We start from the raw sequence: 14421 nt of genomic DNA, 5'->3' as shown, positions 1-14421 counted from the left end.
GATGAAACAGTATTTGATCGCCCCCTCAATTCTGTCGGCTGATTTTGCCCGCCTGGGTGAGGACACCGCGAGAGCGCTGACTGCCGGTGCCGATGTCGTGCACTTCGACGTCATGGACAATCACTACGTACCGAACCTGACCATCGGACCGATGGTACTGAAATCGCTGCGTAAATATGGCATCACCGCCCCGATTGATGTTCACCTGATGGTGAAACCGGTCGATCGGATTGTCCCGGACTTCGCCGCCGCTGGCGCCAGCATCATTACTTTTCATCCGGAAGCCTCCGAGCATGTCGATCGCACTTTACAGCTGATCAAAGAGCATGGCTGTAAAGCGGGCCTGGTATTCAACCCGGCAACACCACTGAGTTATCTGGACTACGTCATGGATAAGCTCGATGTGATCCTGCTAATGTCCGTTAACCCAGGCTTTGGCGGACAGTCCTTCATCCCACAAACGCTGGATAAGCTGCGTGAAGTGCGTCGTCGTATTGATGAATCTGGCTACGATATCCGCCTCGAAGTGGACGGTGGCGTCAAAGTGAATAACATTGGTGAAATTGCCGCAGCAGGCGCAGATATGTTTGTCGCAGGCTCCGCCATTTTCGACCAACCAGACTACAAAAAAGTCATTGATGAAATGCGCAATGAACTGGCGAAGGTAAGTCATGGATAAGTTTCAGGATATTCGGGGCGCTGCATTTGACCTCGACGGCACGCTGGTCGACAGCGCGCCGGGATTAGCCGCAGCGGTGGACATGGCGCTGTATGCGCTGGAACTGCCTGTTGCCGGAGAAGAACGCGTTATCACCTGGATTGGTAACGGTGCAGATGTACTGATGGAGCGCGCGCTGGCGTGGTCTCGTCAGGAGCGCGCAACATTACGTAAAACGATGGGTAAACCGCCCGTTGATGATGATATTCCCGCCGAGGAGCAGGTACGTATTTTGCGTAAGCTGTTCGACAGATACTACGGCGATGTCGCAGAAGAGGGGACATTCCTGTTCCCTGATGTTGCCGACACGCTGGGCGCGCTGCATGCGAAAGGATTGCCGCTGGGTCTGGTGACCAACAAACCGACCCCGTTTGTCGCGCCATTGCTCGAAGCATTAGATATCGCCAAGTACTTTAGCGTGGTCATCGGTGGTGACGACGTGCAGAATAAAAAACCGCATCCGGATCCGCTGCTGCTGGTGGCAAGCAAGCTTGGTATCAAGCCTGAGCAAATGCTCTTCGTAGGGGATTCACGCAATGATATTCAGGCGGCAAAAGCTGCTGGCTGTCCGTCCGTTGGCCTGACCTATGGCTACAACTACGGCGAGTCGATCGCGCTGAGCCAGCCCGACGTTATTTACGACCGTATTAATGAACTACTGCCCGCTCTCGGGCTTCCGCATAGCGAAAATCAGGAATCAAAAAATGACTAAGCCCATCGTTTTTAGTGGCGCACAGCCCTCAGGTGAATTGACCATTGGCAACTATATGGGTGCGCTGCGTCAGTGGGTGAGCATGCAGGATGACTACCATTGCATCTACTGCATCGTTGACCAACATGCCATCACCGTTCGTCAGGATGCTCAGCAGCTGCGTAAAGCAACGCTCGATACGCTGGCGCTGTATCTGGCATGCGGTATCGATCCTGAAAAAAGCACCATTTTCGTGCAGTCTCACGTACCGGAGCATGCACAGTTAGGTTGGGCGTTGAACTGCTACACCTACTTCGGCGAACTGAGCCGTATGACCCAGTTCAAAGACAAATCCGCGCGCTATGCGGAGAACATCAACGCCGGTCTGTTTGATTATCCGGTACTGATGGCGGCAGACATCCTGTTGTATCAGACCAACCAGGTACCGGTTGGCGAAGATCAGAAACAGCATCTGGAACTGAGCCGCGATATCGCCCAGCGCTTTAATGCCCTGTATGGCGACATCTTCAAAGTGCCTGAGCCGTTCATTCCTAAATCCGGCGCGCGCGTGATGTCGCTGCTGGAGCCGACGAAGAAAATGTCCAAGTCGGATGACAACCGCAACAACGTGATCGGTCTGCTGGAAGATCCGAAATCTGTGGTTAAGAAAATCAAACGTGCGATGACCGACTCTGAAGAGCCGCCAGTTGTACGCTACGACGTGCAGAACAAAGCGGGTGTTTCCAACCTGTTGGATATTCTCTCCGCCGTTACCGGTAAGAGCATTCCGGAGCTGGAACAGCACTTCGAAGGCAAAATGTATGGTCATCTGAAAGGTGAAGTCGCAGAGGCCGTTTCCGGTATGCTGACCGAGCTTCAGGAACGTTATCACCGTTTCCGTAACGATGAAGCTTTCCTGCAGAAAGTGATGAAAGAAGGTGCGGAAAAAGCCAGCGCCCGCGCATCTGTTACGCTGAAAGCCGTTTACGAAGCGATTGGTTTTGTCGCCAAGCCGTAATGCGCTCTGCGATACTGAAGAAACCGGGTTACGCCCGGTTTTTTTTCGCCTGCTCGTTTGTGAACCTCAAAAAATGTGAAGCGCCTCGCCGTTTGCATATTTCCTCATTGCGTTATATCTTCACTTTAATGAAGATATAAATATTCAATTTACTGAAAATATAAAATGCGTCGGACATTTATCAAGAAAGAGGGGGTTGTGCTGACAACCCTGGCCCGTTACCTGCTCGGTGAGAAGTGTGGTAACAGACTGAAAACTATTGATGAACTGGCAGCCGAGTGTCACTCATCGGTAGGGTTAACCCAGGCCGCGTTGAAAACGCTGGAATCCTCAGGGGCGATCCGTATTGAGCGTCGCGGACGTAACGGTAGCTATCTGGTGGAGATGGATAACCGTACGCTGCTAAAGCATGTAGATATTAATAACGTAGTTTGTGCGATGCCGCTGCCCTACACCCGTTTATATGAAGGGCTGGCGAGTGGGCTGAAGGCGCAGTTCGACGGGATCCCATTTTATTACGCACACATGCGTGGGGCTGATATTCGCGTGGAATGCCTGCTAAACGGCGTCTACGACATGGCGGTGGTTTCTCGTCTGGCGGCGGAAAGTTACCTTGCCCAGGACAGATTGCGTATCACGTTGGCACTGGGGCCGCATACCTACGTTGGCGAGCACCAGCTGATTTGTCGCAAGGGCGAATCTGCAACAGTAAAACGTGTCGGTTTGGATAACCGTTCGGCGGATCAGAAAATCATGACCGAGGCCTGTTTTGGCGACCGTGACGTTGAATTGATCGATATGCCCTATCACGAGAGTTTGCAGCGCATCGCGAAAGGGGACGTGGACGCGGTTATCTGGAACGTAGTTGCGGAGGCCGAGCTGGCAGTTTTGGGATTAGAAGCCACGCCGCTCACCAACGATCCGCGGTTTCTTCAGGCCACGGAGGCCGTGGTACTGACCCGGGCAGAGGATTATCCGATGCAACAGCTACTGCGGGCCGTTGTTAATAAAGAGGCGCTGCTTGCCCACCAGCAACGTGTGGCGAACGGTGAACAGGAACCCAGTTATTAAGTGAAGGCGAACGACATGGAAAACAGGCTTAACCTGCTGTGCGAAGCAGGCGTTATCGACAAGGATATTTGCAGCGGCATGCTGCAAGTAGTCAGGCGGTTGGATGAAGAGTGGTGTTTGCCGATTCAAAATGAGCAAGGAATCATGGCGATGACCCATATGGCGAGCGCGTTAATGCGTAGCCGCAAGGGCGAAGTGATTGAAGCACTGGATGGTGAGCTGTTAGAGGAGCTGACGCAATCTCATCTCTGGCCAACTATTTTGCTGGTACATCAGGCGCTGCTGAAAGAGTTCACGGTGACGCTGCACACGAATGAAGAAGGCTACATGCTGGCGAACTTGTATGGATTGTGGATGGCTGCGAACGAAGGCGTCTAAAACCCATGGAGAATTAGCCTATTGCACCCTAAATATTCAAAAAAATGAATATTTAGCTGAAGGATTAGAAACGAGGCAGAGAAATGTTTATAGAGGCATTGAAACGCCAGAACCCCACGCTTATCTCGGCTGCTATCGCGTTGTGGCAGCAGGGAAAGATCGCACCTGACAGTTGGGTTATTGATGTTGACCAGGTTATTGAGAATGGCAAACGTCTGCTGGATGTCGCGAGGCAACATGGCATCTCGCTATATCTGATGACCAAACAGGTAGGACGTAACCCGTGGCTGGCGGACAAGCTGTTGCAGCTTGGCTATGAAGGCATCGTGGTTGTCGATTACAAGGAGAGTCGTGTGATGCGTCGTGCCGGGTTACCGGTTGCGCACCAGGGACATCTGGTGCAGATCCCGTCGCGACTGGTCAATGACGCAGTGGCGCAGGGCACCGAGGTCATCACGTTGTTCTCGCTGGAGAAAGCGCGTGAAGTTTCAGCTGCAGCGGTGAAGGCCAGCTGTGAACAGAACGTGATGCTGAAAGTGTACGACAAGGATGATTTTCTCTATCCGGGGCAGGAAAGCGGATTTCCGCTGATGTATCTGACGGATGTGGTCAATGAAATTCGCAGACTGCCGGGCTTACGCCTGAGCGGGTTGACCCATTTCCCCTGCCTGTTATGGGATGAAAACTCAGCGCAGACGATGCCGACGCCTAATCTGCACACGCTGGTGAATGCACGACGTCAGTTGGCGGAAGCCGGGATTGCCATTGAGCAACTTAACGCGCCGTCAGCCAGTAGCTGTTCGTCACTCCCTCTGCTGGCGGAATATGGCGTCACCCACGCCGAGCCGGGTCATGCACTGACAGGCACTATTCCTTCCAATCAAAAAGGCGACCAGCCGGAACGAATCGCGATGCTCTGGCTGAGCGAGGTATCGCACAATTTTCGCGGGGACAGTTATTGCTACGGTGGGGGTTATTACCGTCGCGGCCATGCGCAAAATGCGCTGGTCTTTACGCCAGAAAGTGACTCGCCGATCGCAGCGAAGCTAAAACCCGTAGATGACAGCAGTATTGACTACTACCTGCCTGTTGCCGGGGAGTTTCCGGTGAGCAGCGCGGTGATCTTCTGTTTTCGCACCCAGATCTTCGTGACGCGTAGCGACGTGGTGCTGGTGTCGGGTATTCAGCACGGTGCAGCTGAAATCGTCGCGCGTTACGACAGTCTCGGCAATATTCTGGAGGACTAATGGCCCGATTCGTGGTGTTAGTAATCGACAGTTTTGGCGTTGGTGCAATGAAAGACGTCACGCGGGTCAGGCCGCAGGATGCCGGAGCGAATACCTGTGGTCATATCCTGGGCGAACTCCCGCAGTTACGGCTGCCAACGCTTGAGAAGTTGGGGCTGATTAACGCTCTGGGCTTTGCGCCGGGCGTGATGAAACCTTCAGCATCTGCAGTCTGGGGCGTTGCAGAGCTACAGCATGAAGGGGGAGATACCTTTATGGGCCATCAGGAGATTTTAGGCACGCGGCCTCAGGCTCCGCTGCGGATGCCATTTAGCGACGTCATCGATGGAGTTGAACAGGCGCTGAAAGCCGCGGGCTGGCATGTGGAACGCCGCGGCGACGACCTGGCGTTTCTTTGGGTCAACGATGCGGTTGCGGTGGGCGATAACCTCGAAGCGGATTTAGGTCAGGTCTACAACATTACCGCCAATCTTGCCGTTATCCCGTTTGATGAGGTGCTAAAGATAGGCCAGGTGGTGCGTGAGCAGGTTCAGGTTGGGCGCGTGATCGCGTTTGGCGGTCAGCTTGCAGACAGCCAGCGCATTCTGGATGCAGCCGAGACCAAAGAGGGACGCTTTATCGGTATTAACGCCCCACGCTCCGGCGCCTATGAAAATGGCTTCCAGGTCAGGCATATGGGTTTTGGTGTAGATGAGCAGGTACAGGTACCGCAAAAACTGCATGACGCCGGAATCCCTACCGTGCTGGTCGGTAAAGTGGCGGACATCGTTGGCAATCCGCACGGGCGCAGCTGGCAAAACCTGGTGGATAGCCAGCAGATCATGGATATCACGCTTAACGAATTTAACGCTGAGTCGACGGTATTTATCTGTACCAACATTCAGGAGACCGACCTCGCCGGACACGCGGAAGACGTGGCACGTTATGCGGAGCGGTTGCAGCTTGTCGATCTTAATCTTTCGCGCCTTCTGGCCGCTATGGATCCAAATGACTGCCTGGTGGTTATGGCCGATCACGGTAACGATCCGACCATTGGTCACAGCCATCATACCCGGGAAGTTGTGCCGGTATTGGTATATCAACAGGGGCTGGAGCCTGCGCAATTAGGCATCCGGGCGACGTTATCTGACGTTGGCGCTACGGTGTGTGAATTTTTCGGCGCGGCGGCACCACAAAATGGCTGTTCTTTTCTCTCGGCATTGCGCCTTACAGGAGACACTTTATGAACTTTGATCCGACGGGCTACACCTGGGTCCACGAACATCTGCATATCGATCTCTCCGGGTTCAAGAATAACCTCGACTGCCGGTTAGATCAGTACGATCTCATTTGTCAGGAAATGAAGGATCTCCGGGCGTTAGGCGTCAGCAACATTATTGAGATGACCAACCGCTATATGGGGCGTAGTCCGCAATTCATGCTCGACCTGATGCGCGAGACCGGAATCAACGTCGTGGCCTGCACAGGCTATTACCAGGATGCGTTCTTCCCTGAACATGTTGCGGCCCGCAGCGTGGAACAGCTCGCGCAGGAGATGGTCGATGAGATAGTCATCGGTATTGATGGTACTGAATTAAAGGCCGGAATTATCGCGGAAATCGGCTCCAGTGAAGGCGTGATTACGCCGCTTGAAGAGAAGGTGTTTATCGCCGCGGCGCGGGCACATATCGAAACCGGACGCCCCATCTCAACCCATACCTCTTTTAGCACGATGGGGGTGGAACAGCTGGTGTTGCTACAGGCGCACGGCGTTGACCTTTCCCGCGTAACCGTTGGTCACTGCGACCTGAAAGATAACCTCGACAATATCTTACGCATGATCGATCTCGGCGCGTATGTGCAATTCGATACCATCGGTAAAAACAACTATTACCCGGACGAGAAGCGCATTGGCATGCTGCATGAGCTACGTAATCGCGGGCTGCTTAATCGCGTGATGCTCTCCATGGATATTACCCGCCGCTCGCATTTAAAAGCCAATGGCGGCAATGGCTATGACTATCTGTTAACCACTTTTATCCCACAGTTGCGCCAGTCAGGATTCAGCCAGGCCGATGTGGACACGATGTTGCGTGATAACCCCTCACAATTTTTCCAATAAGGACAGAATCATGAAAAAGATTGGCGTTGCTGGCTTACAGCGTGAGCAGATTAAAAAGACCATCGAAACCGCAGCACCGGGCTGCTTTGAAGTCTCCATTCATAACGATATGGAAGCGGCGATGAAGGTGAAATCCGGACAACTGGATTACTACATCGGCGCTTGTAACACCGGCGCGGGTGCAGCGCTGTCGATTGCTATCGCGGTGATTGGCTACAACAAAAGCTGCACTATCGCCAAGCCGGGTATTAAGGCGAAAGACGAACATATCGCAAAAATGGTTGCGGAAGGGAAAGTGGCTTTTGGTCTCTCCGTCGAACATGTTGAACATGCGATTCCGATGCTGGTTAACCACCTGAAATAAAAGGCATGACTATGGATCTGTATATTCAGATTGTGGTGGTGGCCTGCCTGACCGGCATGACGTCACTTCTGGCACACCGCTCGGCGGCCGTCTTTCATGACGGCATCCGCCCGATTCTGCCGCAGCTGATCGAGGGGTACATGAATCGCCGTGAGGCGGGAAGTATCGCGTTTGGTCTGAGTATCGGCTTTGTGGCGTCGGTGGGGATTTCCTTTACCCTGAAAACCGGCTTGCTCAACGCCTGGCTGCTGTTCCTGCCGACGGATATTCTCGGCGTGCTGGCGATGAACAGCCTGCTGGCGTTCGGTCTGGGCGCTATCTGGGGCGTATTGATTCTGACCTGCCTGCTGCCGGTGAACCATCTGCTCACGGCGCTGCCGGTTGATGTACTGGGTAGCCTCGGTGAACTGAGTTCTCCAGTGGTTTCCGCATTCGCACTCTTCCCGCTGGTGGCGATTTTCTACCAGTTTGGCTGGAAGCACAGCATTATCGCGGCGGTGGTAGTACTGATGACCCGCGTGGTGGTGGTGCGTTACTTCCCGCATCTGAACCCAGAATCGATTGAGATTTTTGTGGGGATGATGATGCTGCTGGCGATCGCCATTACGCATGATATTCGCCACCGCGGTGATGAGGAGATGGATGCCAGCGGGCTATCGGTGTTTGAAGAACGAACTTCGCGGATTATTAAAAACCTGCCGTATATTGCCATCGTCGGCGCGCTGATTGCTGCCGTTGCCAGTATGAAAATTTTTGCTGGTAGCGAGGTCTCAATTTTTACGCTGGAAAAAGCCTATTCGGCAGGGATTACGCCGGAGCAGTCGCAGACGCTGGTTAACCAGGCGGCGTTGGCGGAGTTTATGCGCGGGCTGGGCTTTGTACCGATGATTGCGACAACCGCGCTGGCGACGGGCGTTTACGCGGTAGCGGGTTTCACCTTCGTTTATTCCGTTGGCTACCTGGCACCGAATCCGTGGATTGCGGCAATCCTTGGCGCTATCGTGATTTCAGCGGAAGTGCTGCTGCTGCGCTCTATTGGCAAATGGCTGGGGCGTTATCCGTCAGTGCGTAACGCATCGGACAATATTCGTAATGCCATGAATATGCTGATGGAAATGGCGCTGTTGATCGGTTCGATTTTTGCCGCCATCAAGATGGCAGGCTACACCGGTTTCTCAATTGCGGTAGCGATCTACTTCCTCAATGAATCGATTGGACGTCCGGTACAGAAGATGGCGGCGCCGGTCGTGGCGGTGATGATCACGGGTATTGTACTGAATATTCTCTACTGGTTTGGTCTGTTTGTTCCGGCCTGAGGAGGCGTAAAACATGAAGACGTTTCCTCTGCAAAGCCTGACGCTCACGCAAGCACAGCAAAAGCAGTTTGCGCTGGTGGATACGATTTGCCGTCACTTTCCTGGCGCTGATTTTCTGGCCGGAGGTGATTTGGGATTGGCTCCGGGGCTAAATCAGCCTCGGGTGACGCAACGTGTGGAAAAGGTGCTGGCCGAGGCATTTCATGCTGAGGCCGCAGCGCTGGTTCAGGGGGCGGGCACCGGGGCTATTCGCGCCGGGCTGGCTGCGCTGCTCAAACCCGGCCAGCGTCTGCTGGTTCATGATGCGCCTGTGTATCCCACAACGCAGGTACTCATTGAGCAGATGGGTATTACCCTGGTCAGGGCGGATTTCAACTGCCTCCCGACAATCACGCAGGCGATTACGCAGCATCGTCCTGACGCCGCACTGGTGCAGCATACGCGTCAGCAACCGCAGGATCGTTACGTGTTAGCCGAGGTGTTGGCGGAAATAACAAAGTGCGGCGTGCCGACGTTAACCGATGATAACTACGCCGTCATGAAGGTAGACGGTATCGGCTGTGAACATGGGGCGACGCTGTCTACATTTTCCTGCTTCAAGCTCTTTGGCCCGGAGGGAGTTGGGGCGGTTATCGGCAAGGCGGAGGTTATCGCCAGAATCCGTGCGACTCTCTATTCCGGCGGTAGCCAAATTCAGGGGGCGCAGGCCCTGGAGGTGCTTCGTGGTTTGGTTTTTGCTCCGGTGATGCATGCAATACAGGCTGGCGTTTCAGCACGGTTACTGACGATGCTCAATAGCGGAGTGCTGCCCGGGGTGAAAAAAGCCGTCATCGCCAATGCTCAGTCGAAGGTGCTGATCGTGGAGTTTCACCAGCCGATTGCCGCTCGTGTGCTGAAAGCGGCACAAGAGAGAGGTGCGCTGCCATACCCGGTGGGGGCAGAGTCGAAATATGAGATCCCTCCTCTGTTTTATCGTCTTTCCGGGACGTTTCGCGAAGCAAATCCGTCGCTGGGCGATTATGCGATTCGTATTAATCCAAACCGGAGTGGAGAAGAGACCGTACTACGTATTTTGCGTGAGAGCGTGAATGCGATAGCATATGAATGAGCATAGAATCTGAAAATGAAAAAACCGGGAAGACCCCGGTTTTTTTGTATCTGCGCAATCGCTTCTATTACTGATTCGCAGCCGGGCCACAGCCACCAATAATTTTTGAAATCGAAATTGCTGGGTGCAGGAAATAATCGTAGCTGCAGTTATTTTTTGTGTTTTCGATATGACCAGTACACGCGGTCAGCGTAGCCAGAACACCAGCAACTAAGGTGATTTTTGCAAATTTCAGCATGTCAAAATCCTTGTTAGATATCTATTTATAAATGGATGAAGTCCATTTTTCGCCGGATAAGATATCAACTAACATAAACTTTAAGTAGTCCAGAAAAGGACATGTCGCTTTATATATAAAACATACGATTAGTGAATTGAATTTAAATAAAAAAGCCTGGTATTAATAAATAATACCAGGCTGCTGGGTTTAATTAATTAGCGAAATGTTTTTCTGAAATTCAACATAAAGCCCTTATCGCTGATGTTGTCCTCTTTCCACTGGTAAGCGTCCAGATTCAGGCTGGCGTCTTTGGCGCTGTATTTCACACCGACCGTCGCCAGACCGTTGATGCCTCCGCCTTTTTGCTCGTCGTCTACGCCAAAGGACTGGCCTGCGGCACCTTGCAGTGACGCAGTACGCTGGCTTTTGCTGTAGCTCAGGTTCGGACCGCCTTCCAGTGTGGCGCTGGCGCTCCAGCCATTTTCACCGGTATAGTCGAACTTCATTCCGACAATGGAATCTACGGCGGTTTCGCTGCCATCGTTCATCGACAGGTTAAAGTCCCCCGCGCTGCGCTCTTTGTAGCCGCCTTCCAGCGTATGACGGAATTTCACCCCGGCGTACGGCGTGACTTTCAACGTATCGTTGAGCATGGTGAAGGTTTTCGCCCCTTCGCTGCGAAACTCAAGATACTGCTGACGTGCGTTGGAATCCGCCACCTTGTTGGTGTCGCCATAAGAGACAGAACGGCTGCTGTCGAGATTGTGCACGTCATAACGCAGGCTGTTCTTCCACGCCAGACCTTCATTAAACGCCATGCTGTGCTTCAGGCCAAAGAACTGGCTGTAGCCGCCGGTCAGACCGTTGTCGCCTGCGGTCTGCGAACCGTTGCCATCCAGACGGGCGATGCCGTACTCCATGGTCAGATTCTGGCTGGCAGTCAGATCCAACGTCTGGCGCAATGCCAACATGTCGTACTGGGTATCGTTACCCAGCTCGGCGCGCGGGTCGCCTTTCGCCACAACGTTGAATGCCAGGCCATCTTTAATTTGCGGCGCGGCATCGGCCAGCATGGTAAAGCGGTTGCTTAGCACGCGGGCTTCACGGAACGCGGTGATAGCCTGACTGCCGCTTACCTGTTTCAGAGCGCTGTTCAGCTCAGCGGTGGTGCTTACGTTAAGGCTGGTGTACAGCTCGTTGTTGGTGTAGCCGGCATCGAGTGCGCTTGCTACGTCAGAAACGCTGCTGTCGGTTGCCACATCGGCATAGGCATTTTTGGTCATGGTGACGTCAATGTTGCCGTCGCTGTCCTGGCTGCCCTGGGCGTTCCACACCACGGTGGTGGACTGGATGGCTGAAGCGTCAGTCAGGTTGCTGCCCTGCACCACGTTGTCGAAGGTGGCGGTGGTGTCGGCGGTGCCGGCGGTAAAGCCGGTGTTGATTTCCACGCCGTTCATGCTGGCGTTGCTGACTTTAAGCTGGCCTGCGCTGCCGTCGGCGCTGGTGCCGACCACGTAGCCGGTCAGGTCGTTGGTACCGGAGGACGGGGAGGAACTGTTGCCGCCGGTGACGGTGGTGTCCGGTACGTCCGGCAGGGTGTAACCGGCATAATGCACTTCGGTTGCGTTGCCATTATTGCCGTTAGTCCCTTCCACGTTCACGCTGTCGCCCTGCTTAATCAGGCCGGAACCGGTGACATCGTCGTCAATGTCCACGATGCCGTTATTGACCACATGGCCTGCGCCCGCCACGCTGAAGGCGTAAGAGTCACTGGCATGGATGTTGATGGTGCCGTTGTTCTCAATCACCGCGTCAGCCGTGGCGTTAGCGTCCAGCGCCATTGCCACCATGCCGGTGTCGGTGGTGCCTTCCGTCCCGAGGTTGATGGTGCCGTTGTTCACCAGTTGGGCGTTTTTGCTGCCGTACATGCCGTAGGCGTTGTTGCCGCTGATGTTCATGGTGCCGTCGTTTTGCGCGACGTAGTTGTTGTGGGTAAAGCTGACCGCTTTGCCGTTATCCACATCGTAGTTAATTATGCCTGCCTGCTGGTTCCAGAAGAACGCGAGGCCAGCATCGGCGTTTCCGGCGCTGGCCATCACGGATTTGGCGGTGGTGTCCACCACGCCGGCGTTAATGAATACGCCGGTGTTGCCCTGGACATTCAGCCCGGCGCTGCCTTTGGCATCGCTTATCACGATATGGCCGGTATTGTAGAGGCGACCATTGCCGCGGAAGTTAACGCTATTTTCCGCGTTATCGATAATCAGCTCGCCGCTGTTGTTGAATACCGCGTGGTTGTTAAGATCGAGCGTGCTGGCGTATGCGCCTTCTCCGGCGTAGCCGAGAGACCAGGTGCCGCTGTTGTTGACCACGGCATTGTTACTCAGTTTGCCGCCGCGGTTAACTTCGCCTCCGGCAAGGTTGTTAAAGGTGCCGTTGTTGACTGTCACCAGCGCATCTGCGGTGCCGGTATTATTAAACGTGCCGCCGTTGAGGGTAACGCTGTTCACCGTACCTTTGTTATCCAGCGTGCCGTTGTCGATCTCAATCTTGCTGTTGATGGTGCCGGAAGCATTATTGGTCAGCGTGTAGTCGTCGGACTTAATCACAATCAGGTCGCCGTTCACGGTACCGTTATTGCCCACATCGCCCATAATAGAAGTGTTTTTCGCCAGAACGACCGTCTCGCCGGTATCGGCGATCAGCCCGTCGAAATAGGCACTGCTGACATACTCATCCGTCGGGTTGTATTCCTCGCTATTCTGACAGTTGTCGCCGAAGCAGACCTGACCGTAGTTGATGACGGTGCTGCTGGCATCGGCATAGAAGGGTTGACCATATGAGGCATCAATATTAATCGTGCCGGTCTTGTCATTAATGACGGTGCCGCCATTCGTTGCTGCCATACCAATCAGATAAGGCGTGTCAGTACCCACGCTCTCGTTGCTGGTTAAATTTATTTCTCCCTGGTTAATTGCGGTGCTGCCGGAGCCATTCGCCCACATTCCTGTGCCGGCATTCACTACATTAATCGTTCCAGTATTGGTGCCGACTGCTGTATCAGTTACTACCATTCCTCCGCCAAGCGCAACAAAACAGCGGGTAATGTCAGAATCGCAGTTCAGATTATTACCGCTCTGATCTTTCCATACGCCTTCGTGATTAATTGTTCCTTTATTTTCAGCCGTTGATGTATCGGTTAACAGGATTCCCCATGTATTACCGCCTGATGTTGATATCGTACCTTCATTGATAGCACTGGAATCATCCCAGAGTTCAATCGCAGAAAATTGCATCGAGCTATTAATGGCGATAATTGTTGAATGGTCATCGACGCCGGTGGGCGTCATGGATGCAAAATCGCTGGCAGTTAAAGAAATACTTCCTTTATTGCTGACCTGGCTGTTATCGGATTGCACGATGCCAAAAAATATGGGGGGAGCTGTATTATCCTGGCTGACATCAATATCTATGGTCCCCAGCGTATCGTTCGTAAATGCACTGTCCTGTAGAGAAATAATCGAACTGTCCATCATGGACACATAGTGACCAGAGATATTCCCATCGTTGACTAATGTTGACTGGCTACTAATATTAATAATCCCATGCGGGTCGGTTAATGGCGCAGCCGCAGTGGACAACTGAGAGTCAATGTTGAGTGTAGCGCCTTCGCTGATATACATTGAAGAACTATTGCTGATGTTGGCAAAAGCAATGTTAGTGTTAGACGCGCTCCTCGCGGTGATTGACGATTAGCCATTGAGTACGACCATATTATTACTACCGGATACGTCAATACCCGTCACGACAGGTATGGCCGTCCAGTCTGTGGTCGTCTGCGCACTGGATACATCAACACCGCCATCAATAGTGACGGTATTATTTTGACCGTCAATGATGATCCCGGAAACATTATCCTGATACTGGGTTCCTTTAGCAGAAATACCAGTGGCCAGATCAAGATGATACGGTGTGGCATCGACAGAAACACTGCCTGTGATATGCACATCGTTAAAATCACCGTTCATCATAACACCTGCTAAATCCCGGCCATAGGCCGGATTTTCGCCTGAATTATCAGGCCAGTCGTTGGGATTATCACGCTCGGACGAGACATTGATGTCACCATCAATTAACAGTTCGCCATGTTGATCCTGTGTATTCTGCGCGTTGATATTCACGCCAATAA

13 protein-coding genes are annotated in these 14421 nt (G+C 53.2%); 11 read left to right on the top strand and 2 right to left on the bottom strand.

Annotated features, from left to right (window positions below; translation table 11 throughout):
- The first annotated feature begins 1 nt into the window (after position 1).
- The 11 genes from rpe (at position 2) to OGX86_RS13170 (ending at position 10012) form a co-directional block, all read left to right on the top strand.
- On the top strand, positions 2-679 hold the full coding sequence (gene rpe / locus OGX86_RS13220) for a ribulose-phosphate 3-epimerase (RefSeq protein ID WP_003023561.1): 678 nt from the start codon (positions 2-4) through the stop codon (positions 677-679).
- On the top strand, positions 672-1430 hold the full coding sequence (gph, locus tag OGX86_RS13215; protein ID WP_003837920.1) for a phosphoglycolate phosphatase: 759 nt from the start codon (positions 672-674) through the stop codon (positions 1428-1430). Before rpe ends, gph begins: the two co-directional genes overlap by 8 nt.
- Positions 1423-2427: a tryptophan--tRNA ligase gene (gene trpS, locus OGX86_RS13210; RefSeq protein ID WP_003827687.1), complete on the top strand. Its 1005-nt coding sequence runs from the start codon at positions 1423-1425 to the stop codon at positions 2425-2427. Before gph ends, trpS begins: the two co-directional genes overlap by 8 nt.
- A 165-nt stretch (positions 2428-2592) precedes the next feature.
- Positions 2593-3498 carry a GntR family transcriptional regulator YhfZ gene (gene yhfZ, locus OGX86_RS13205; RefSeq protein ID WP_008786319.1) on the top strand — a complete coding sequence of 302 codons (906 nt, stop codon included), beginning with the start codon at positions 2593-2595 and terminating at the stop codon, positions 3496-3498.
- Positions 3499-3513: 15 nt separating this feature from the next.
- On the top strand, positions 3514-3876 hold the full coding sequence (locus OGX86_RS13200; RefSeq protein WP_286640207.1) for a PRD domain-containing protein: 363 nt from the start codon (positions 3514-3516) through the stop codon (positions 3874-3876).
- A gap of 83 nt (positions 3877-3959) precedes the next feature.
- Positions 3960-5123 (top strand): YhfX family PLP-dependent enzyme, encoded by a 1164-nt coding sequence (locus OGX86_RS13195; protein ID WP_048215412.1) that lies wholly within the window; start codon positions 3960-3962, stop codon positions 5121-5123.
- Entirely contained in the window at positions 5123-6349 is a 1227-nt protein-coding gene (locus tag OGX86_RS13190) for a phosphopentomutase (protein ID WP_048227399.1), read from the top strand. Before OGX86_RS13195 ends, OGX86_RS13190 begins: the two co-directional genes overlap by 1 nt.
- Positions 6346-7224 (top strand): phosphotriesterase-related protein, encoded by an 879-nt coding sequence (locus OGX86_RS13185; RefSeq protein WP_103014744.1) that lies wholly within the window; start codon positions 6346-6348, stop codon positions 7222-7224. Before OGX86_RS13190 ends, OGX86_RS13185 begins: the two co-directional genes overlap by 4 nt.
- A 10-nt stretch (positions 7225-7234) precedes the next feature.
- Positions 7235-7588 (top strand): DUF2620 domain-containing protein, encoded by a 354-nt coding sequence (locus tag OGX86_RS13180; protein WP_003023576.1) that lies wholly within the window; start codon positions 7235-7237, stop codon positions 7586-7588.
- An 11-nt stretch (positions 7589-7599) separates the two neighbouring features.
- Positions 7600-8904 carry a YhfT family protein gene (locus OGX86_RS13175; protein ID WP_008786313.1) on the top strand — a complete coding sequence of 435 codons (1305 nt, stop codon included), beginning with the start codon at positions 7600-7602 and terminating at the stop codon, positions 8902-8904.
- A gap of 13 nt (positions 8905-8917) precedes the next feature.
- On the top strand, positions 8918-10012 hold the full coding sequence (locus tag OGX86_RS13170) for an aminotransferase class I/II-fold pyridoxal phosphate-dependent enzyme (RefSeq protein ID WP_286640206.1): 1095 nt from the start codon (positions 8918-8920) through the stop codon (positions 10010-10012).
- Positions 10013-10079: 67 nt separating this feature from the next.
- On the opposite strand, the gene OGX86_RS13165 is transcribed toward OGX86_RS13170, so the two are convergent.
- Both OGX86_RS13165 and OGX86_RS22855 read right to left on the bottom strand, forming a co-directional pair.
- Complete coding sequence (locus OGX86_RS13165) at positions 10080-10250, bottom strand: YhfL family protein (RefSeq protein ID WP_003827690.1); 171 nt, start codon at positions 10248-10250, stop codon at positions 10080-10082.
- Positions 10251-10447: 197 nt separating this feature from the next.
- Positions 10448-13933 (bottom strand): pectate lyase-fold domain-containing protein, encoded by a 3486-nt coding sequence (locus tag OGX86_RS22855; RefSeq protein ID WP_502872552.1) that lies wholly within the window; start codon positions 13931-13933, stop codon positions 10448-10450.
- Positions 13934-14421: the final 488 nt, after the last annotated feature.

The sequence above is a fragment of the Citrobacter sp. Cpo040 genome (genome assembly GCF_030332915.1).
Taxonomy (GTDB): Bacteria; Pseudomonadota; Gammaproteobacteria; order Enterobacterales; family Enterobacteriaceae; genus Citrobacter; species Citrobacter portucalensis.
The sequence above is the reverse complement of the archived record's forward strand: the minus strand, read 5'-3'. Positions and strand labels throughout refer to the sequence as shown.